Origin of the sequence: Riemerella anatipestifer (assembly GCF_009932355.1) — a bacterium.
Classification (GTDB): Bacteria; Bacteroidota; Bacteroidia; order Flavobacteriales; family Weeksellaceae; genus Riemerella; species Riemerella anatipestifer_E.
This window is the reverse complement of sequence record NZ_LEKU01000020.1, coordinates 20,399-43,473: the sequence shown is the minus strand read 5'-3', so window position 1 is coordinate 43,473 and position 23,075 is coordinate 20,399. Positions and strand designations below refer to the sequence as shown.

Here is a 23,075-nt window from a genome sequence, read left to right as displayed (position 1 = left end):
TATTAAAACTGAAAATAAATAAATGGGGTCTCATTAGTTTGCATAAACAAACCTATCAAAAGAATAACAAACGCATAAAAACTCCATCTTAGCAAACGAGGCTTTTTGAGCCAAAAACTTTCTAATGCAAACTCTCCTCTTCGCCCTTGCCATTCTATGACCAATAAAAAGCCAACTAAAATCAGAGTAGCTAATGCAGCCTTATTAAGACTAGGAAAGCTAAATAATGATGGTTTAAATATATTAGTAATATAAGAAACAGCATGCGTCATATCTTCTGCTCTGAAAAAAATCCACGCAAAAACCATCAATCCAAAGGTAGTAAGCATATTAAAAACATCTCTTAAAGAAGGTAATAGTCTATCGTGAGCCACCACTTCTATATTATTTCTATTCGTTTTCAATATAATGGACGGCATTATGAAAAGGGCATTTAGAAATCCCCAAGCAATAAATGTCCAATTTGCTCCGTGCCAAAATCCACTCACTAAGAAAATAATGAAGGTATTTCTAATTCTCATCCAATTTCCGCCCTTGCTCCCGCCCAAAGGAATGTACAGATAATCTCTAAACCACGTAGAAAGAGAAATGTGCCAACGTCTCCAAAATTCTGCTACATCACGAGAAAAATAAGGATAAGCAAAGTTCTTCATCAAATCAAACCCAAATAAACGAGAAGTACCTATGGCAATATCCGAATAGCCAGAAAAATCTCCGTAGATTTGAAAGGTGAAAAATATAGCACCAAGCACTAGCGTACTTCCCGAAGAGGTATCTGAACTCGCAAAAATCTGATTAGCATAAACCGCACAGTTATCCGCTATTACCATTTTCTTAAATAGTCCCCAAAGAATTTGACGCATACCATCTACCGCCTTAGTATAATCAAATTCCCTCTTTTTATAAAATTGAGGCAATAGGTGTGTGGCTCTCTCAATAGGTCCCGCTACTAACTGCGGGAAAAAGCTCACAAAGGCACTAAATGCAATAAAATCTTTGGTTGGCTCTAATTTTTTCTTATACACATCTATGGTATAGCTTAATGTTTGGAAAGTATAAAAACTAATCCCCACAGGAAGCAAAATATTAAGTGTATGAATAGATGGTTTTTGTCCAAAAAAAGTAAATGCTGCTATAAAATTATCTATAAAGAAGTTACAATACTTGAAGAACCCTAAAAACCCTAAATTAACTATCACGCTAACAACAAGATACATCCTTCGTTTTTTAGGTTCTTTATCTAAAGCTAGTAACCTTCCTAAAGAATAGTCTAACACTGTACTAAATAGGATAAGAAAAAGAAAACGCCAATCCCACCAACCATAAAAAATATAACTTACAACTACTATAAAGAAGTTTTGTAGCTTTATATTTTTATGAAATACAAACCAATAAAGTATAAAAACTATCGGTAAAAATATCGCAAATTCTATTGAGTTAAAAAGCATGGCTTGCTATATTATTTTTTTCCATTGTTCTAAAATTTTATCTTTCTTCCATTTTTGTGTCTCCATGTAGGAAGAATGTGATAAACGCTCTAAATCCGCTGGATTATCTAACAGATATTGTAGCTTTTCTCTGAATAAATCTTTATTTCTAAGCGGAATTAAAAATCCATTATTCTTATTGATAATATCTGACGGACCGTAGTTACAATCGTAAGCTATTAAAACATTTGAACAAAACATAGCTTGAATTAAAATCGTAGGCAAAGCTTCTGCCGTAGAAGTTAAACAACATATTTTAGATTCTATAATCAAATTTTTAACATCATCTAAGTTGCCCGTTCCCATCAACCTCACCTTATCCTCAAGATTGTGATGAGTAATTTTATAGTATATTTTTTCTCGGCAAGTTCCATCTCCCATTATTCTAACTTCCCAGCCCTCTGGCAAATTAATTTCCGAAATAATATCTATAAATTCTTCTACATTTTTCTCGACATCCAATCTAGCCACTACAGAAATTATATTCTTTTTTTCAGCAAAAGGGATATAATTCAACTTTTCAAAGCTAGCGTCCATGATGTTATAAATTGTCTGACTCCTTTTACTAATTGAAAGATAGTATTTTTCTCCAGGTTTATTTGTAGCAATAATGTATTTCAAATTTTTATAGTACCTCTTTGCCAAGGCACTATAAAACTTCCCCATACTCGTAAAACTCATATGCTCCCATGCGATAGTTTTCCCTGCTATAGCATTATCCATACTTCCTATAAAAGAAGACAACTTATACCAACAAGAGATAATAGTATCGTAATTCTGATGATTCTGTTTCAACCATTTTTTCAACATCAGATAGACTCCTATATGATGAATATAGGCATTGATGTTCTGTATTTTAGGAACAAACTTAAGCCACTTTACATTAAATTCACATATTTTCCAAGCCCAATGTGAAAAAGTATCTATATGATGGATTTTGACATTTTCATTTAATGGATAAAAATTAGGTCTTGGCGACATCAACAACAGTATTTCTACCTTGTACCCTTCTTCCACAAGCTCATTGGCTAATGTTGTCATTACCTTAGCCACGCCACCTGGCTTAAACAACTTGTAGTATACCAATAGTACCTTTTTACCTTTCCCGTCCATAATTATCTCACTTTATAATACAAAAAACTAAAGAGTAAAAGTCCCCAACTTAATACTTTTATTAAAGACGGTTGAATATCCATCAAGATATTTCTAAAAGAACTTCCATTTTTAAATGAATAGTACTGATAACCCACAATATTTCTTAGTAATGCTTTAGGATACACTAATAACCTAACCCCATAGCTATTGAGAAAAGACAAATGACCTTCCTTTAAACCATAAACATTCTTTCCCGTCCATCTGGTATTAGAGACGGAAGCCGTGTCATCTTCGTCTTTATGATAAACCCTCACTACTTTATTAACAAACCTTGTTTTAATTCCCTTAGCATCATACTCGTTAAAAATTACCGATTGTGGAATGTAGCCTTTCCCTTTGTAGGAGCTATAATCCTTCCCAAGGATTTGGCGATGGTAAGCTGGTGTAATAAAAATTCCAAATTTATCTCCTCTAACCTTGTACTTATAACGCATATCGAAAATACTTCCGTCAAACCCACCGTGAGGATATTCATCGCCCACTATTTTTCCACTTTCATCTACGGAAAGCCCCATCACTCCAATATAATCGTCAGGATTGTTAATAGCCTCCACCTCATTAAGGAGAATTTCCAAAGCCTCATCAGGATAAGAATCATCAGAATCTACCACCATATGATAAGGTGTAGTAACCTTCTTTATACCATCTAACACCGTTAAAAACTTATGCTGGTTAGGTTGATAACAATACTCTATCTCAAATGGGCTTTCCTTCTTAAATTCTTCCACCAACTCTTTAGTGTTATCAGTGGAGCCGTCATCCATAATCAACCACTTAAAGCCTAAAAAACTCTGCTTTTTTAAAGAATTAAACACCCGTGGCAAAGTGTGAGCGCGGTTATAGGTTGGCGTAACTATCGTAATTTTTATATCGTTGTTCATTTTTAAATGCATTTACTTGGTAGCTACCAATCTCTCAAACACTTCCGTAACTTGAGCATATATCTTTCTCTCATCAAACTTTTCATCAGCTCCTAAAGTTCCTTTCTTAATTCTCTCCACCAATTCTGGATTGGTAAGGAATGATTTCATTGCCTCAAAAAGTTCATTTTCATCGTAATTAACCAAAATGCCGTCTTTCCCATCATCTATCATTTCTGGTATGCCACCTACATTGGTGGAAATAATTGGTTTCCCTAACGCCATAACCTCACCTATCGTTAATGGATAACTCTCTGATTGAGAAGGCAACACAAAATAATCCGACGCTTTAACATAAGGCCAAGGATTTTTTTGAGTATCCAAAAGTAAAAAAGTTTTTTCTACGGATAATTCTTTTACTTGATTTTTCAGATTTTCCATTTCATTTCCTCCACCTATAACGGCAATAGAGTGCAGTAAGCCTTCGTCTATCAATCGTTTATGAACTTTTATTAAAGTATGATAGCCCTTTCTACTATGCAACCTTCCAACTGAGGTAAAGCACGGACAAACATCAAAGTCCACTTTAAAAGCCTCTGCTTTCTCTCTCGCTTCATTGATTTTAATAACATTGTAAATAACCGAACTCTTTGGGTAAGTTACCCCATATAAATCTTCTATCACCTGTCTGGTTTGTGCAGCCCCAAAAATCATCCAGTCAAACCTCTTCATCAAATCAATGCGTTTTTTTACCCTTGCCTCATCTTTATCGTAGCTAACATCAGTGTGGAACCACCCTACCTTTTTAGATTTTTTATTAGGGGAATTAAGCACCATCTCAAATTCCGCATAGCCCGGCGATACTTCTATATCGTACTCTTCCTTTACTTTAAAAGCATAAAGCAAACTCGGAAATTTATCGTAGAATTCTAACTTCAATCGCCTTAGTCCCAGTTGTATTTTTTGAACAAAAGCATTTTGAGACATCTGCTCTCTCCCTTTTTCCACAACGATAAGCCTAATATCTTTAGGTATTTCGGAGACCAATTCGCCTTGATACAAATTAAGCATTAAAGCCAAATCAAACTTATCCTTAGGAAGGTTTCTCAACAAATCCAAAACCACTCGTGGCACCCCTCCCATCTCTAAAGATCTAAGCCTAAATAATACTTTTATTTTTTGTGATTTATTATTAATCATCTAATTATTATTTTTACTATAGTTCTTTCTAATCCATAAGTTCACAGGTTCTTCAATATACTTGAACAGTACAATTGATATAATATTTAAGACAACAAAAATAAATAACTTATTGCTCCAAATATTATTATTGATAAATATTGGGATAAAACCTTTATGAATTAAATAGAATATATATGAGCTTTTTCCCAGTAACACCATAAAAGGAGCAGATAAAATTTTACTAATAAAGGTTCTTTCATGGATAAGCCCCCATAACAGAGGCGCTATTCCTAATAAAGATAAAGCTCCCATAGAGACAAACACAGCGGGATCATACTTTAAGTCGAAAATCGCACGGAAATACTGCATTCCTATAAGATATACGAGTATAAAACCTATCCCTACATAAGTAACCTTATCTTTTAATATATGTATACTTTTACTTTGTTTACTAACCAACAAGGCTAAACCTATTCCTACAAAAAACTCTATAATATAAGTAGCTATATTCTTTTGTAAGAAACCTCCTAGATTGGAAAAGTTAGAAAAAAATTCCTTCATTCCAAAACCAAAAATGAAAATAAAAATTGGCAATAAATAGAGCCAAATTTTTCTTTTTCTAATTAAAATAAAATAAAACGGTGCTGTTACATAAAACATTTCTTCTAAAGTAAGCGTCCACCCTTGTGCCACTCCTCCTAAAAAATATTCTTTAAAAAATGCCTTTGTCATTGTAAAGCTCAATAGAGCCTCTATTGTTTTTTCTTGAGTCCAAACACCAGAAGTAAGATAGCCACTTATAAAAACCGCTACTGTAATCAAAAAATACATGGGATATATCCTTGCAAATCTATTCACCATGTATTTCTTGAAATCTATAGGGTTTTCATTGAAATATCTATAAGTTATTAGAAATCCGCTCAATACAAAGAACATATCTACTCCTATATGGAATTCCCATATAATCTTTGCTATCCACTCTGGGTAAGAATGTGATTCATTTTTAAATGGAAAAAAATGATATATAAAAATCATCCAAGCTGCTATTGCTCTATACCCTGTAAGGGCAGGAAAAAACATTTTATTATTATTCATTTAATATCTCCCTATTTTGTAATTCATGACAAAGATAAACAAAGTAATTATGTTTTTTTAACAAGTTAAGTTTACACTTTGTTTATTTACAAAATAATAAATAAATTTACGCTCTAATGAATCTTAAAAAGTAATTTTACCGAAATGAAAGTACTCATTAAAAACGCTCAAGTCGTTAATGAAAACCAAATTTTTCAATCAGATATTCTTATAGAGAATAGTTTTATCACTAAGATAGCTCCCTCAATATTAGAAACCGAGGCCAACCAAATCATAGACGCTAAAGGACTGTACCTTCTACCTGGAGTAATAGACGACCAAGTTCACTTTAGAGAGCCTGGGCTTACCCACAAAGGAACTATTGAAACAGAAAGCCGTGCTGCCATTGCTGGAGGTGTTACGAGTTTTATAGAACAACCCAATACCGTTCCTAATGCGATTACACAAGAACTTTTAGAAAATAAATATCAGATAGCTTCGCAAACTTCCCACGCCAACTACTCTTTCTCTATGGGTGGGACTAATGACAATTTAGACGAAGTCCTAAAAACTAATCCTAAAAATGTAGCTGCTATAAAACTTTTCTTAGGTTCTTCCACAGGAAATATGCTGGTGGATAATCCAGAAATTTTAGAAGAAATTTTCTCCAAAGTTAAAATGCCTATTTGTGTACATTGTGAAGACGAAACTACCATCCGTAAAAATACAGAAGACTATAAAACTGAATTTGGTGATGATATTCCTGTAAAATACCACCATCTCATCAGGAGCGAAGACGCTTGTTTTATTTCATCAGCTAAAGCCATAGAACTCGCTCAAAAAACAGGTGCAAGACTACATATTTACCACTTATCAACCGCAAAAGAGACCATATTATTAGATAATATGACTCCTCTAAAAGACAAAAAAATAACTTCAGAAGTTTGTGTGCATCACCTTCATTTTACTAATGAAGACTATGAAACTAAAGGTAGTCTTATCAAATGGAATCCTGCCGTTAAAACTCAACAAGATAAAGACGGCTTATGGGAAGCGCTGCTTGATGGTAGAATAGATGTGATAGCAACAGACCACGCCCCACATACCTTAGACGAAAAACAAAAACCTTACACACAATGCCCTTCGGGAGCACCTCTTGTACAGCACTCTTTGCAAACGATGTTAGAGTACCATAAAAAAGGAAAGGTAAGTCTAGAAACCATTGTGGAGAAGATGTGCCACAATCCAGCCATCATTTTCCAAATAGAAAAGAGAGGCTTTATAAGAGAGGGCTATAAGGCAGATTTAGTCTTGGTAGATTTAAACGCTGAACAAACAGTTTCAAAAGAAAATATACTTTATCATTGTGGATGGAGTCCGTTAGAAGACGAAACCTTTCATTCCCAAATCACTCACACCTTTGTTAATGGGCATTTGGCTTATCATAATGGAGAAGTTTCCTCTAATAAACACGGAGAAAGACTTTTATTTGATAGAAACTAAACTTTAATAAAAAAACAATAAAACTAAATTATTCATTATGAGATTGAAAAAATCATTTATCCTTTTGATGCTTTTCCTATCGTTAGGGGTATTTGCCCAAAATTACGAATGGAAAAGTGCTTCGTCTGCTGGATACGACTACAAGTATGTTACCAGCGACCCAATGAAAGCCCGTTTCTACACTCTAAAAAACGGACTGACTGTAATTCTTAGTCCTACGCCTAAAGACCCTAGAATCCAATGCTACATTGCGATAAAAGCGGGAAGTAAAACAGACCCAGCTACCAACACAGGTCTAGCTCATTACCTAGAACATATGATGTTTAAAGGAACTGATAAATACGGCTCGTTAGACTGGGCAAAAGAAAAAGTAGAGCTTGACAAAATAGATGCTTTGTACGAACAGTACAACAAAACAACTGATGAGGTTAAAAGAAAAGCCATCTACCGAAAAATAGACTCTATTTCTGGAGTAGCTGCCAAGTTTGCCATTGCCAACGAGTACGACAAAATGATGTCTGCTATGGGAGCTCAAAACACAAATGCCTTTACAAGTTTTGAACAGACGGTTTACACAGATGATGTACCTAGCAGTTCATTGGACAAATATTTAAAGGTACAAGCGGAAAGATTTAGAAATCCTATTTTAAGGATATTCCATACCGAGTTGGAAGCAGTTTACGAGGAGAAAAACCGAAGCCTAGACAGTGATGGCGATAAAGTTTTTGAAACTCTTTTCGCTAACTTGTTTAAAAACCACAACTACGGTAAGCAAACCACTATCGGTACTGTGGAACACCTTAAAAACCCTTCTTTAGTAGAGATTAGAAAATATTTTAACACTTACTATGTGCCTAACAATATGGGCATCATTATGTCGGGAGATTTTAACCCAGACGAAGTGATTAAGAAAATAGACCAAAGTTTTGGTTATATGAAATACAGCCCTGTACCTAAGTACACTTTCTCTCCAGAAACACCTACCAATCAACCTATTATTAAAGATATTGTAGGTCCTGATGCAGAAGGGCTTACTATGGGCTTCCGCCTTCCGGGTAATAAAGATAAAGATGTTCTGTTAGCTGATTTGGTAGGACAGATTTTAACCAATGGTAAAGCAGGACTACTAGACCTCAACCTCGTGAAAAAACAAAAACTTCTTTCTGCAGGAGCGTTCTCTTTTTTGCTTATAGACCACGGTGTACTTTACATTAATGCTAAACCTACCTCTGGACAATCTTTAGAAGAAGTAAAAGATTTGGTACTTAACGAAATTGACAACCTGAAAAAAGGAAACTTTGATGACCAGCTCATCACTTCTATCGTAAATAATATGAAGAAGATGAAAATCAAAGATTCTGAAAACTATGGCGACCGTGCTAGTGTTCTAATGGACGCCTTCACTTCCGAATTAGACTGGAAAGACCAAGTGGCTTATGTTAACAACCTTTCTAAAATCACAAAACAGCAGGTGGTAGATTTCGCTAACAAATATTTAGGGAATAACTATGTTGCAGTACTCAAAAGAAAAGGAGAAAAATCTGAAAGTATCAAGATAGAAAAACCTGAAATCACTCCAGTAGAAACTAATGCTGATAAACAAAGTGATTTTGTGAAGATGGTTGCTTCTATGCCGAGCAATAGTTCTAAACCTGTATTTTTAGACTACAACAAAGACCTTAAAAAGTCTAAACTTGCGCAAGCAGAAGTGCTTTATGTGCCTAACCAAGACAATAGTCTTTTCAGATTGATGTACCGTTATAAGATAGGAAGCCTTAACGATTTAAAGCAGTCTATCGCTTCACAATACATTCAATTTTTAGGAACAGATAAGAAATCTTCCGAAGCTATTTCTAAAGAGTTTTACAAAATTGCTAGTAGCTTTAAAGTATCTACAGGAGAGGAATACACCACCGTTACAATAGAAGGTTTACAAGAAAACTTTGACCAAGCCGTGAGCCTGTATGAAGATTTAGTTCTTAATGCTAAACCTGACGAAACTGCCCTTACCAATCTAAAAGCGAGGCTTATGAAAGGTAGAAAAGATGCTAAACTTAACAAAAATGTCATCTTACAAGGGCTTACTAGCTATGCTACTTATGGAGCAGACAACAAATTCAATTATGTGCTTTCAGACGATGAACTTAACAAAATCACCGCTGATGAACTTGTGGCGAGAATTAAACAACTCAACAACTACGAGCAGACCATTATTTACTACGGTCCTGAAAAACTAAATGTACTTGTAAACAAATTGAGTAAACTCCATAAGATGCCAAACACTTTGGCAAAACCAAACCCTGCGAAGGTATTTACACAAATAAAACAGGATAGAAATCAAGTTTTATTTGCTGATTATGATATGGTTCAAGCTGAAACTAGATGGATTAGGAATACAGACCTCTACGACCCTAACAAAACCGCATTGGTAAAGGTATTCAATAATTACTTTGGTGGTGGTATGGGTGCTATTGTATTCCAAACCATTAGAGAGAGTAAGGCTTTAGCTTACAGCACCTTTGCTTACTATGTTCAGCCAAGCAAAAAAGAAGAGAAGTACACTTTATTAGGATATGTAGGTAGCCAATCAGACAAGTTTAATGAAGCAACTGCTTCTATGAACGAGCTACTTAACAAGCTCCCAGAACTTCCAGAAAACCTTAACCTAGCTAAAGGACAAACCAAAAAAGATATAGAAACCGAACGCATTACACAAGACGGTATCATCTTTAATTATTTGGAAGCTCAAAGACTAGGCTTAAAAGAGGATATTAGAAAAACCATCTACCAAACTGTTGATAAAATCAACTTTGCAGATTTAAAAAATTTCCATCAAAATTATCTTGCTAACCAACCTTACACCTACGCTATTGTAGCGTCTAAAGATAAGGTTAAAGAAGAAGATATGAAGAAATTAGGCGAACTTAAAAAACTAAGTTTGGAAGAAATCTTCGGATACTAAACTAATCCTCCGCTTAAGGCAAAAGAAGTCGAAACATAATTGTTTCGGCTTTTTTTGTCCTTTACTCTAAAAGATTTTATTTAACTTTAGACCTAAATTTAATTCAAAATGAACTATACAGATTCTATGCTCAAAGAGAATGCTCTTAAAGATAAAGTAGCCATTGTAACAGGTGGCGGTAGCGGATTAGGAAAAGCCATGTCAAAATATTTCTTAGAATTAGGGGCTAAAGTGGTCATTACTTCTAGAGATTTAGACAAACTAAAAAACACAGCTGCAGAACTAGAAAACGCCACTGGAGGTACAGTATTGCCACTCGCTTGTGATGTCAGAAATTACGATGAAGTGGAAGCAATGAAAGCGGAAGCCCTAAAAACTTTCGGAAAGATAGATATTTTAGTAAATAATGCTGCGGGGAACTTTATCTCGCCTACCGAAAGGCTATCTGCCAACGCTTTTGATGTCATTATTGATATTGTATTAAAAGGAACTAAAAACTGTACTCTATCTATTGGCAAGCATTGGATTGAAGAAAAACAAGAAGGGACTGTACTTAATATTGTTACCACTTATTCTTGGACAGGCTCTGGCTATGTAGTACCTTCAGCTTGTGCTAAAGCAGGTGTATTGGCAATGACAAGAAGCCTTGCTGTGGAATGGGCAAAGTACGGCATTAGATTTAATGCGATAGCCCCAGGACCGTTCCCTACCAAAGGAGCATGGGAACGCTTACTCCCAGGAGACCTTGCTGAGAAGTTTGATATGAGAAAAAAAGTTCCTCTACGAAGAGTAGGCGAACACCAAGAGTTGGCAAACCTTGCGGCTTATTTGGTTTCTGATTTTTCAGCTTACATCAATGGAGAAGTAATTACCATAGACGGTGGCGAATGGCTACAGGGTGCTGGGGAATTTAATATGTTAGAACAAATCCCTGCCGAAATGTGGGACGCCCTAGAAATAATGATAAAGGCAAAAAAAGGCAGTTAACACTAACCTTTTTACAATAATAAAATTCCCTCCAAATGGAGGGAATTTTGGTTTTGAACCTATAAAGTTACTTAGCCAATAGGTCTTTTACTAAAGATTTAAGCTCTGTAATCTCTGCTTTGAGTGCTTTTACCTCTTTGTCTTTTTCTAAAAGGTGTAAGTAAAGCTCTTCTATCTTCTCTACATTGGTAAGCTGAGTTGCCATAAGGTCTATATAACCTTGCTTTTTAATTTCTGCGGCAGATTGATACCCTGGCAAATGCCCATTGGTCTTTACAAAGTCTTCTACTTGACTAAGGGTTTTAAAGCTATAGTCTGCCTTGAGACTAGAAGTACCTGTATAATACTTTTGGAATACATAGTCTGGGAAGATAGCGGCATTAGCTCCTATAAAGCCTGTAGCTTTAACATTACCCACAACTTCTAGTTTTTCTGATGGAGCTGCAGTTCCAACACCTAGAGAACCTTCTAAAAAATTTATTTTGTTATCTCCTTGTATATAAAAGCCATACTTATTTTTCGCTTGAGCAGGTGCTGATGATGTATAAAAATCATAATAATTATCTATTGACCCTTGTAAATTTATAGCTCCTGTAGATCCAAGATCCGAACGAAATGCCATATAAGCACCAACCGATTGATTAACTTTCTGCGACAACAACCTTGAAACTACTCCCGACAAATTAGTCACGACACCAGTACCTGCTAAAACATTTTCAAACATTCCAGCAAACACAAAATTGTGAGGGGTAGTATTTTTAATTTCATTCCTATTAAGCGAAGCTATCATTCCTGTTGATACAGTTGCATCATTCTCAACGATATTAACTGTATGAGTTCCAAAAATACTATTATAAGTTGCATTTGCTCTAGCTGCAGATACAAAAACCCCTCCTGCCATTCTATTAGTTACATTGGCAGTACCTTCAATTTGACCAGGGTATAGACCTTTCTCTTTACTGTTTGAAGCTTCAGCATATACACCTATAATTTGTTCGGTTGGGTTAGATGTCCATCGAGAAAGACCATAAAAATGACCTCCTTTAATAATATCTGCACTAGCATTATATTGCTGATAACCTGCACCGTACACCCCTCTCAATTCTCTTGCGGTAGCACCTACTTCTCCACCAACACTAGCATCTGAATGAACACCTGATATAACATATCCATGTCCAGAAGAATTATTACTTGCTTGAGCAAGAACACCTCTTAACTCATCAATACGCCCTGTTGAACTTCTACCCATTGAAGATGAGAAAAAAACTGCAGATTGCCTAAGTATACGGGAAGTTAAATCGTTATTAATCAAACTATATGACGACCCTGTGTAGGATTTTAAATTACTCACTCCATCAGAAGAGGTAGTATGATTCTCTTTCAATATAGAAGTCAATGAATTAAAAACATAACCCCTTCCACCACTATTGTTATAATCAATTCCTAAAGTGTTTAAAGGGAGTATGTCACTACTTTGAAAAACAGAGTTAAGATTATTTCCTCTTGGATTTGCGGATAAAGTAGGCTGCCCACTATCATTTACAAGTGTAGTCCAATCGACTCCTCCCTGATTAATATAAACCTTGCCATTATCTAATATTTCAAAAATGTTAGAAGGGTTATTACCTTTTGCTTTTTTCGCATAAATAGCATCTATGCCATTATGTATCCACTCTTGGTCTAGGCTTCCTGATGCACTTTTCACCCATTCTGTACCGTTGTAATAGTAATAACCCTTTTCTGTAATTTTAGCTACTTTAGGGTCAGTACCTTTGTAGGCACCTATAGTACCGTTGGTTTTATTAGCGTCATCTATTACATACACTAGAGTCCCTTCTACAGGAGCTTCGATATTTGCCACACGAGTTTTACTTAATTGGGGAGCTAAAATCCCTTCGTTAGTTTTGGCGTCACCTTGGCTATTGGTTGCACTAGGCTGAACATCTAAAGTAGCTCTAGGCGAGGAGGTATTAACCCCTACTTTTCCGCTTTGCCCATAAGCCACCATGCCTAAACCTAAAAAGGCGAGTACACTTAATTTTGTAGCTGTTGTTTTCATAATATTTAATTTTAAAAATTGTTAATGATTTATTTTTCTCGTAACCGTTTTTTTCTTGATTTCCTTTGGGCTTAAAACCGCAGGCGTCTCGTTTAAATTTGCACGCCTGTGGTTACCCAACCGCACGCCTGCGGATTTTTTTTTCACACGTGCGGTTTTATCTCCCTCTGCTAGAGCTTTTCGTAGCTTAGCGTTGCCAGCATCTTTTTCAGGTCAGAACCTGGGGTAAATACCACCTTGGCACTTTTAATAGCTGCTGAGGTCACTTCCTCCTCTTTGGCTTTACCCTCGCTACTGATGCTGACTCTCATACTACCCAGTTCGCCTAAGCGGATAATCTGTCCATCTGCTAGAGAAGACTGCATTACATCTACGAGGGCGTAAAGCACTGCTCTGATGTCTGCTCCACTCACGGTAGAGATTTTCTCAATGTCTTTAGTCAGACCTGCTAAAGTTTTTTCGCTGACTACATTAGCAGAAGCGTAGTATTTTTTCTCGCCTCCACCGGCAACTCCTGGTTGCCCTTTCTGAATGACTTTGTACTTGATTGGCATAAAGATTTAGTTTTTAGATGTTAGATGTTAGATATTAGATGTTAGTTGTTAAATGGTTGGTGGCTATTAGAGGTTGGAGATTAGTCTTAAGGGCTGATGAGGCTATACTAAGTTCTAATCTCTCATATCTCACCTCTAACCTTAAAAAACGCCTTCCCCCTCTAAACACACACAAAACGAGAGGAAAGGCTAAAGCAGAAAGAAAGCAAAGGCTCCCTTTCTGAACACTAAAAGCACCCAACAAGAACGACCATGTTTTAAGACAAAACAATGGTGCTTTTAGTAAATATTGATGAAAGCTAAAATTAGAATGGTATAAACACCAAAAGCCCCCAATAAAAATTGGCGGAATAATATTTTGTTTTAACGATAAAAGTCTAAGTAATTTTCTAAATAATCGGACACATACCCACGAAACTATCTGTGTGTGTGTGTGTGTGTACACAATTATTTGGAACTACCAAATTTTTGTGTAGGTTTTTTGCATTTTCTTGTATGTAATTGATACGGTGTAGCATAAATATGAAGCAAACTTATAACCTTTTGTTAAAGTACGCAAGTTTTTAGAGAGATTTTATTCTCTAAAAATTGACCACACCTCAAGTTAAAGCCTCACTACCTCCCTTAAAGTATCCCAGCTACGGATAGTTTTTATCTATATAAAAATCACTAAATTTGCAGACTTAATTTTTGTCATGAGTGCTAATTCTAAAACAGCGGCTTACCATACTTTAGGCTGTAAACTTAATTTCGCTGAAACTTCCACCATCGCTAGACAACTGTCTGATGCGGGTTATCAGAAAGTGAATTTTGATGATAGAGCCGATGTCTATATAATCAATACCTGTTCGGTAACAGAAAATGCCGACCGTGAGTGCAAAATACATGTAAAAAGAGCTATGAAAGCCAACCCCGAAGGATTGGTGGTGATTGTCGGTTGTTATGCTCAGCTCAAACCCGAAGAAATTTCTAAAATAGAAGGGGTGGATTTGGTACTGGGAGCTAAAGAGAAGTTTAATATCTTAAGCTACTTAGAAGATTTAGAAAAAACTCACAACAAGGGTATCGTTCACTCTTGCGAAATAGAGGAAGCCGATTTTTTCATTGGTTCTTATTCCATAGGAGACCGCACGAGAGCCTTTCTAAAGGTACAAGACGGTTGCGACTATAAGTGTACTTACTGCACCATACCTCTAGCACGAGGCATTTCTAGGTCTGACACTATAGAAAATGTGATTAAAAACGCTCAAGAAATCGCTGCTAAAGACATCAAGGAAATTGTTTTAACAGGAGTGAATATTGGTGATTATGGCAAAGGAGAATTTGGTAATAAGAAACACGAGCATACCTTTCTAGACCTCATCACAGAATTAGACAAAGTGGAAGGGATTGAACGCATTAGAATTTCGTCTATAGAACCTAACTTATTAAAAAATGAAAGTATAGAATTGGTTGCCAAAAGCAAAAGGTTTGTGCCTCATTTTCATATTCCGTTGCAATCTGGTAGTGATGAACTCCTCAAAAGAATGAAACGCCGCTACCTCACTAAGCTGTACAGAGATAGAATAGACACCATAAAATCTGTAATGCCTAACGCAGCCATTGGGGTAGATGTAATTGTGGGGTTCCCCGGAGAAACGGAAGAGCGTTTTTTAGAAACCTACCATTTCCTAAATGAGTTGCCTATCTCTTACCTCCATATTTTTACTTATTCTGAAAGGGAAAATACCGAAGCCGTAGCAATGGACGGTGTAGTGCCTATCTCCGAAAGAAAAAAGAGAAACAAAATGCTTAGGATTCTATCCGAGAAGAAAAAGATGGCTTTTTATCAGTCTCAACTTGGGAAAACATTGCCTATCCTTTGGGAACACGAAAATAAAGACGGTATGATGTTCGGATTTACGGAAAATTATGTAAGGGTAAAGAAGCCTTTTGACCAAAGTTCCGTTAATCAAGTAGAAACATTAAAGCTCAATAAAATAGAAGCAGACGGTACAGTATCGGTCAGTTCTTCTTTTGAACAGTTTTTAGAGAATGCCTAAAAAACAAAAGCCTCACAAATTTGTGAGGCTTTATTGTTGGTTTTAATCCTTATTTACATTCTGTTTACCACACCAATGCCTAGTAATTCTAGACCTCTCTTAATAGTTTTAGCTGTAAGAGCAGATAGTTTCAGACGCAAGTTTTTAACCGCCGCATCTTCCTGATTAAGAATAGGATTATTCTGATAAAAAGAATTATACGATTTTACTAAATCATAAATATAATTAGCCAATTGTGCTGGACTAAGCGTTTCCGCCGCCTTAGAAACTACTGTTTTAAAGTTACCCAAATGCGTTATAAGCTCTTTTTCATAAGCATTGATTTCTATATCCTCTGCTAAATCCTGTGGTTCATAACCTGCTTTTTCTAACAACGATTGGATTCTAGCATAAGTATATTGGATAAATGGTCCTGTGTTACCATTAAAATCTATACTCTCCTCTGGATTAAACAACATCTTCTTCTTAGGATCTACTTTGAGCATATAATACTTAAGAGCTCCCTGCCCTACAATCTCGTAAGAACGCTCCTTATCCTCTTCTGGCAAATGTTCTAGTTTCCCTAGTTCTTGAGCTTTTTCTTTAGCCGTGAGGTACATTTCCTGCATTAAATCGTCTGCATCTACCACTGTTCCCTCTCTTGATTTCATCTTTCCATGTGGCAATTCCACCATACCATAAGAAAGGTGATACAGATGCTCTGCCCAATCATATCCTAGTTTTTTCAAGATTTTAAACAGCACTTGGAAGTGATAGTCTTGCTCGTTTCCTACGGTGTAAATCAGTTTTTGTATATCGTTTTGTTTAAAGCGTTCCACCGCTGTTCCTAAATCCTGCGTCATATAAACGGAAGTACCGTCACTACGCAATAATAACTTTTGGTCTAAACCTTCATCAGATAAATCACACCATACTGAGCCGTCTTCTTTCTGATACAATACTCCTTTAGAAAGTCCTTCTTGTATTAAATCTTTGCCTAATATATAGGTATTACTTTCGTATTGGATTTGGTCAAAATCAACGCCTAATCTTTTATAAGTTTCTCCAAAGCCATCGTAAACCCATTGATTCATCTTCTGCCACAATTCACGCACCTGAGGATTTTCTTGCTCCCAATCTAGAAGCATCTTTTGTGCTTCCACAAAAATTGGAGCTTGCTTTTTAGCTTCGTCTTCTCCTAAACCATTTTCTACAAGATTTTGGATTTCTTTCTTGTACTCTTGGTCAAATTTAACATAGTAATTTCCTACTAGCTTATCTCCCTTCAGCCCTGAATCAGCAGGGGTTTCACCATTACCAAACTTTTCCCACGCCAACATAGACTTACAGATATGGATTCCTCTATCGTTAACAATTTGAGTTTTGATAACATCGTACCCTGCTTCTTTCAGTATTTGAGCGACTGAATAACCCAAAAGAATATTTCTAATATGCCCTAAATGGAGTGGTTTATTAGTATTGGGAGAAGAATATTCCACCATTACGGTTTGGTGCTTTGGTGTAACTATTCCAAAATTTCGCTCTTCTGCTTTAAAACTTTCTATAAAGTATTTATTTTTAATTTTAAGATTAAGAAAACCTTTAACTACATTAAAGTTCTCTACAAAATCGCTAGAATTTATTAAAGCCTCTCCTATCTCTTGCCCCAACACATCTGGGCTCTTCTTAAGCTGTTTCACCAAAGGAAATATTACCACCGTAAAATCTCCTTCAAAATCTGTTTTATTTTCTTGTACTTCCAAAGTTATATTCTGGAGTCCATATACAGACTCCACAACTTGAGCAATACTTTCTTTTATATATTCTTTAATATCCATTAATCATTTTGTTTTAACTCTGCAAATATACAACAAATAAAAAACCACCCCGAAAGGTGGTTTTTATGAATGTGAAAAGAACTTTATTTAGTTTTTATCCCAAATTAACTTAGTGTCCATTTTATCTCCACCTATTGCAATAGAAGCAGCTTTATAATTTTCTGTATTTAGAGTTTGAGGTTGTGCTGGATAATATAATCTCGCTGGCAAATCTGTAAGTCCAGGAACTAGAGAATTAAAAGTATAAGATGTATAAGTAGTTTCTACACCGTTTACTTTAGTCTTATATGGAGCATTTAGAGCATGAGATTCGCCCACTTTTAGAAGAGTATTAGGGTACCCTGTTCTTCTATATTCACTCCAAGCTTCTTGTGGCTGCATATATAGAGCTATATATTTTTGGTTCAACACATTAGCTTTATTTGCAACTGGCAAAGACGCCACAAACGCAGTAGATTTAGCTGACGTAACTCCCCACTTATCCATAGAAGCTTTCACTCCTTTTTTATACCAATCATTATCCCAGCCATTTACTTCTGAAAGAATGAAACAAACTTCTGAATATTCCATAAGCATTTCTGTATAATCTGCTTTTAGAACATTAGAGCTAAAAAACGATGAAGAACTTCTCTGAGAAGCAGTCCAACCGTTTGCTGGGAGCCCGTATGGCATACCTTTATAAAGACTTAAATCATCAGATTCTGCATAAGAGTTAGCACCTACCTCCGCAATTCTCACATTGTTTGGAGCAGCATATTTTTGTAATCTTGGATCTAAGCCAAAGTTTCCTCTTTCTCCTTTTAGTAATTCTATAAAGGTGTTTGACACACTAAAATCCGTTCTATTATCCACAAAAAAAGCACTATACATAGGCGAAGGATTAGTTTTATTGTTTTCGTACTTCAAGCCTACACTATCATCATTAGATTCCATTACTCCACTTGCGATTGCATCCCTAATATGTCCTTCTGCACCTGATATCACTCCTTTTACTCTATTAGCAATTCTTAGTCTTAATGAATTTGCAAACCTTTTCATTTTTACTGGTGAACCAAATAACATATCTCCTTGATTGAATACAGGGTTGTTAAGATCAATCATTTCTGATGCTTCTTTTAATTCCTTTAGAATATCAGCATAGATTTTCTCTTGTGATGCAAATTTTGGTGTTACATTATTTACATCTAAAGCCTGAAAATCTGCATCTTTATTTCCATAAGAATAATAAGGAACATCACCAAAACGATCCACCAAATTAGAGAATACATAGGATAGCATAATCCTTGCAGCTGCTATTTGGTTTTTATTAGAACCATATTGGGACATTTCGTCCTTAGTTTTAGGATCTTCATTTAAGGTAATGATGTTTTTGTAATCCTGAGCCGTTAAGTAGAATGTATTCCAGAAAGCATCTCCACTAGTAAGACGATACTGAAATTTATCTTCTTCCGTGTAGTTTCTTTGAGCAGAATATTGTACCCAAGGCAGAGCTACTCTTCCCGATGGGAAACCACCTCTCATCCCATCCATTAGTTCTTTATTTGCACTATTGAATAGCCCATAAGATAGAGGAGCCTGTGGACTGTTAGGACTTGCATTAATTGCTTCAAAGTCCTGTCTACAGCTATTTGTAATAGGTATTACTGAAAGCGTAATGATCGCTAAAATTATCTTTTTCATTTTTGTTCTTAATTAAAATTTAACTTGTAAATTAACACCATAAGTTCTCGTAGATGGCAGGGAACCTCCTTCCATACCTTGTACATTTCCACTACCATAAGAAGCCATCTCTGGATCCATACCTTTCCAACCTAAGCCCCAAGCGAATAGGTTTCTTGCAAAAGCCCCAACAGTAATTCCTTTAAATGAACCAATAGCATTTTTAGGAAGGTCATACGAAAGAGTAACATCTCTAAGCTTAATATAACTAGCATCAAATACATTCTGTGCATCTACCGTATTATAGAATGCCTTTGCATAAGTCTCAGCTGTTACATTCTTAGTATTTACAGAGCCATCTTCCAAGACACCCTTAAGAACTATTCCGTTTTCTCTAATTCCGTTAGCAGCAGATTCTTCTAACATACCAGAATACATTCCCCACATATGGGAAACAGAAAAATACTTACCACCTTTTTGAATATCAACTAAGAAAGATAAATTAAAGTTTTTATATCTAAAATTGTTTCTGAACCCCATATTGTAATCTGGAATTACAGATCCTAAAGACTTTATATCAGATGCTTTATAAAGACCATTAGCTCCGATGATTTTGTTTCCATTGGCATCGTAGGTATAATCTGTCCCCCAAATTTGTCCAAAAGTTTCTCCTACCACGGCATACAACTTAGCTCTAAACGGAGCATTTGTAATCTGGTAATTCTTAACATCTTCGTATAGATTTAGTAATTTGTTGTTGTTTTTAGCAAAATTCCAAGTTATATCCCAAGAGAAGTTACTACTCTTTACAGGGGTAACTGTAACACTTGCCTCTATACCTTTATTCTGCATTCTACCACCATTGATGAGTTTATAAGCAAAACCTGTCGCAGGATCTACTGCCAACGGAGTAATGAGATCGTCTGTAATAGCATCATAAAGCGTCACATCAAATCCTATTCTATTTTTCAATAATCTCATTTCAATCCCTACTTCTTTTGTAACTTTTACCTCTGGTTTTAAGTTAGGATCATTAAATGTACTCGGATTAGAATATCTCGGACTACCTTGGAAGGTAGTTCTTACATCAGCATAAGTTTCTAATCTATAAGGGTCTGTATCATTTCCTGCTTTTGCCCAACCCGCTCTTATTTTACCATAAGATAACCAGCTTGATTTAAACAATGAAGAGAACACGAAACTTCCTGTTATAGATGGATAGAATACGGGAGCTTTAGTAGTAGAGAACCAGTCATTCCTACCAGTAGCTTCCACGAAAAGCATATCTTTAAACCCTAATGAAACTAATCCAAATACACTATTAGTTCTTCTCCAAGATTCATAATTATTAGCTCTCGGTACTTCAACACTATTAGCCAAAGAATAATAATTCGCCTGAACTAATCCACCTACAGTAGTTCCAGAAACAGAGTTATATCTTGCATTTCTTCTTGATGCCCCAATAAAAGAATTTAAACTAAAATCAGAAGCAAATTTTGTATCAAAATGTAATCTTCCCTCATAGGTATAGTCTGAAAGCGTTCTTTGTATATCAGAGAAAGAAGATTGTTCTTGTGAACCAACAGCTACTCTATCTGTTACTCTAAGCGTATACATATCCCCATATGCCTTACCTACAAAATACAATTTATCCGTAATATTATAGGTTAGCCCCACATTTCCAAAGAAACGATGACGCTTATCGGTAGAAATATTTTCATTTACAATCCAATAAGGGTTATCAGAATACAAGGGTGTGGCATCATCCCAAGAAGTTCTATTCCAGCTTCTTTGGTTACCATTAGCTAATTTATAATCTCTTAACTTAGACATATCAAGCTGACGTTGCCCCCATTGGAAGAACTTTTGTCCTACGGAATTACCGCTATATCCTTGTTCTGGTCTATTATATCCTTCTGTTAGTACATAATTCAAACCACCATCTACTTTTAAATCATCAGATAGTTTGGAATTAAAATTAAAACTAAGATTATTTTTCTTCAATTCAGAATTAGGAACTATCCCTTCTGTTTTGTTATTAGAATAAGATAATCTAACATTAGTATCGCTAAAGGATTTTGATACGGAAAAGGAATTAGAGTAAGTCACCCCTGTTTTAAAGAATGAATCTACATCATGTTTAGGAGAAACCCAAGGTACTAATTTTAGGTAATCACTCTTAAATTCTGGGTCAAACGCATACCAAGGCAAATACATTAAGTTTGCATCATATTTTGGCCCCCAGCTTTCATCAGTAGCGTAGTCTGCAATATTGTAATCTACACCATTGATATTTACCTTTTCAAAAGTATCCGAAGATCCTCCACCATAAAGTTTTTGGAGATTAGGGTACAGGTAAATTTTCTCAACAGAAATACCAGTTTTGAAATTAAGTTCTGTTCTTCCTCTTTTTGCGGATTTCGTAGTATACAAAATAACACCATTACCCCCTCTATTTCCATACAAGGCAGCTGCAGGTCCACCTTTTAGAACAGTTACACTTTCTATATCATCAGGGTTGATATCTGCAGTAGCATCACCATAGTCTCTCCCTCCAGCACCTCTCTGCGCGTTAGAGCTATTGTAATTTCCATTATCTAAAGGAACACCATCTACCACAATTAAAGGTCTATTATCTCCGGTTACAGAACCAGCTCCTCTTACCAAAATTCTAGAAGAACCTCCCATAGAAGAAGGTGCTGTTACTTGTACCCCTGCTACATTTCCAGATAATGCACTTAAAGCATTCTGTTGATTTGCACTAGAAATCACATCGCCTTTTACTTCTTGAGCCGCGTAGCCTATAGCTTTTTTCTCTCTTTTAATCCCCAGAGCAGTCATTACCACTCCTTCAATTTCGGTAGTTTTAGCAGAGTCTTTCTTTACCTTCTGTGCATCTACTGTTACAAAAGATGAAGTAAGAACTACAGCTAAAACACTTGTTGTTAATTTCTTCATATCAAAATAAATTTTTCACTGAACAATTTTATAACATTATCTTAACATACGCAATAAGTAAGTTAAAATTTCTTAAAAAAAGTTTAATTTTGTATAATCAACAATTACATATTTTACATTTAATTAAATTTTATGAAATTAGCAAAAAAATGGACTAAAAATTATATAGAAGCGGGCTGCGATGAAGCTGGGAGAGGATGTCTATGTGGTCCTGTGGTTGCAGCAGCTGTTATTTTAGATGAAAATTTTGAGCAAAACCTCATCAATGACTCCAAAAAACTTAGTTTTAAAACAAGAAATGAACTTGATTTGTATATTAAAAATAATGCTTTAGATTACGCTATAGCAGAACTCTCTCCTGCTTTTATTGATGAACATAATATTCTAAATGCAAGTATACACGCTATGCATCTTGCTTTGGACAAACTAGCCATTCGCCCAGAACTTATTTTAGTAGATGGCAATAGGTTTAAACCCTATCCTTTCACGCCACACGAGTGTATTATAAAAGGAGATTCTAAAGTTTTATCCATTGCTGCAGCTTCTATTTTAGCCAAAAATTACAGAGACCATGTTATGATTAAACTCCATGAAGAGTATCCAGAATACGGCTGGAACAAAAACTTTGGCTATGCTACCAAACAACACCGAGAGGCACTTAATAAGCTAGGACCTACCATACATCACCGAAAATCCTTCAGGTTAGACTATAATTAAATATATGATAAAAATCATATTTTTTATTTAACAATTTGTTAACAAAAAAATAGCCTCAA

The 23,075-nt window shown here is 35.6% G+C and carries 15 protein-coding genes; 5 read left to right on the top strand and 10 right to left on the bottom strand.

Annotation, left to right across the window (positions count from 1 at the left end; translation table 11 throughout):
- Nucleotides 1–2 precede the first annotated feature (2 nt).
- From GXW81_RS07650 to GXW81_RS07630, 5 genes are read right to left on the bottom strand one after another with little or no spacing between them, the layout of a single operon-like run.
- Complete coding sequence (locus tag GXW81_RS07650; protein WP_161531845.1) at nucleotides 3–1,448, bottom strand: MBOAT family protein; 1,446 nt, start codon at nucleotides 1,446–1,448, stop codon at nucleotides 3–5.
- A 6-nt stretch (nucleotides 1,449–1,454) separates the two neighbouring features.
- Nucleotides 1,455–2,600 carry a glycosyltransferase gene (locus GXW81_RS07645; RefSeq protein ID WP_161531844.1) on the bottom strand — a complete coding sequence of 382 codons (1,146 nt, stop codon included), beginning with the start codon at nucleotides 2,598–2,600 and terminating at the stop codon, nucleotides 1,455–1,457.
- Between the two features lie 2 nt (nucleotides 2,601–2,602).
- Nucleotides 2,603–3,523, bottom strand: a complete 921-nt coding sequence (locus GXW81_RS07640) for a glycosyltransferase family A protein (RefSeq protein ID WP_161531843.1) — start codon at nucleotides 3,521–3,523, stop codon at nucleotides 2,603–2,605.
- Nucleotides 3,524–3,535: 12 nt separating this feature from the next.
- Complete coding sequence (locus GXW81_RS07635; RefSeq protein WP_161531842.1) at nucleotides 3,536–4,702, bottom strand: glycosyltransferase; 1,167 nt, start codon at nucleotides 4,700–4,702, stop codon at nucleotides 3,536–3,538.
- Nucleotides 4,703–5,779, bottom strand: coding sequence for an acyltransferase (locus GXW81_RS07630; RefSeq protein WP_161531841.1), 1,077 nt, complete (start codon nucleotides 5,777–5,779; stop codon nucleotides 4,703–4,705). It abuts the gene before it with no gap.
- 144 nt (nucleotides 5,780–5,923) lie between these two features.
- Between GXW81_RS07630 and GXW81_RS07625 the strand changes: the two genes are divergently transcribed.
- The 3 genes from GXW81_RS07625 to GXW81_RS07615 all read left to right on the top strand — a co-directional run bounded on the left by GXW81_RS07625 (nucleotide 5,924) and on the right by GXW81_RS07615 (nucleotide 11,210).
- The gene (locus GXW81_RS07625) at nucleotides 5,924–7,261 is read left to right on the top strand and encodes a dihydroorotase (protein ID WP_161531840.1); all 1,338 of its coding nucleotides are present in this window, start codon (nucleotides 5,924–5,926) and stop codon (nucleotides 7,259–7,261) included.
- 37 nt (nucleotides 7,262–7,298) lie between these two features.
- Entirely contained in the window at nucleotides 7,299–10,223 is a 2,925-nt protein-coding gene (locus GXW81_RS07620) for a pitrilysin family protein (protein WP_161531839.1), read from the top strand.
- A gap of 108 nt (nucleotides 10,224–10,331) precedes the next feature.
- Entirely contained in the window at nucleotides 10,332–11,210 is an 879-nt protein-coding gene (locus GXW81_RS07615; protein WP_161531838.1) for an SDR family oxidoreductase, read from the top strand.
- Nucleotides 11,211–11,277: 67 nt separating this feature from the next.
- On the opposite strand, the gene GXW81_RS07610 is transcribed toward GXW81_RS07615, so the two are convergent.
- Together GXW81_RS07610 and GXW81_RS07605 are read right to left on the bottom strand one after the other, a co-directional pair.
- Nucleotides 11,278–13,269 (bottom strand): hypothetical protein, encoded by a 1,992-nt coding sequence (locus GXW81_RS07610; RefSeq protein ID WP_161531837.1) that lies wholly within the window; start codon nucleotides 13,267–13,269, stop codon nucleotides 11,278–11,280.
- Nucleotides 13,270–13,439: 170 nt separating this feature from the next.
- Nucleotides 13,440–13,823, bottom strand: coding sequence for an HU family DNA-binding protein (locus tag GXW81_RS07605; protein ID WP_161531836.1), 384 nt, complete (start codon nucleotides 13,821–13,823; stop codon nucleotides 13,440–13,442).
- 695 nt (nucleotides 13,824–14,518) lie between these two features.
- Here GXW81_RS07605 and mtaB point away from each other — a divergent pair.
- Nucleotides 14,519–15,865, top strand: coding sequence for a tRNA (N(6)-L-threonylcarbamoyladenosine(37)-C(2))-methylthiotransferase MtaB (mtaB, locus tag GXW81_RS07600; protein WP_161531835.1), 1,347 nt, complete (start codon nucleotides 14,519–14,521; stop codon nucleotides 15,863–15,865).
- Nucleotides 15,866–15,918: 53 nt separating this feature from the next.
- On the opposite strand, the gene argS is transcribed toward mtaB, so the two are convergent.
- The 3 genes from argS to GXW81_RS07585 all read right to left on the bottom strand — a co-directional run bounded on the left by argS (nucleotide 15,919) and on the right by GXW81_RS07585 (nucleotide 22,299).
- The gene (gene argS, locus GXW81_RS07595) at nucleotides 15,919–17,682 is read right to left on the bottom strand and encodes an arginine--tRNA ligase (protein WP_161531834.1); all 1,764 of its coding nucleotides are present in this window, start codon (nucleotides 17,680–17,682) and stop codon (nucleotides 15,919–15,921) included.
- 87 nt (nucleotides 17,683–17,769) lie between these two features.
- Entirely contained in the window at nucleotides 17,770–19,362 is a 1,593-nt protein-coding gene (locus tag GXW81_RS07590; protein WP_161531833.1) for a SusD/RagB family nutrient-binding outer membrane lipoprotein, read from the bottom strand.
- Between the two features lie 12 nt (nucleotides 19,363–19,374).
- On the bottom strand, nucleotides 19,375–22,299 hold the full coding sequence (locus GXW81_RS07585) for a SusC/RagA family TonB-linked outer membrane protein (RefSeq protein ID WP_161531832.1): 2,925 nt from the start codon (nucleotides 22,297–22,299) through the stop codon (nucleotides 19,375–19,377).
- Between the two features lie 132 nt (nucleotides 22,300–22,431).
- Here GXW81_RS07585 and GXW81_RS07580 point away from each other — a divergent pair, with 132 nt between their 5' ends.
- Nucleotides 22,432–23,016 carry a ribonuclease HII gene (locus tag GXW81_RS07580; protein ID WP_161531831.1) on the top strand — a complete coding sequence of 195 codons (585 nt, stop codon included), beginning with the start codon at nucleotides 22,432–22,434 and terminating at the stop codon, nucleotides 23,014–23,016.
- Nucleotides 23,017–23,075 lie beyond the last annotated feature (59 nt).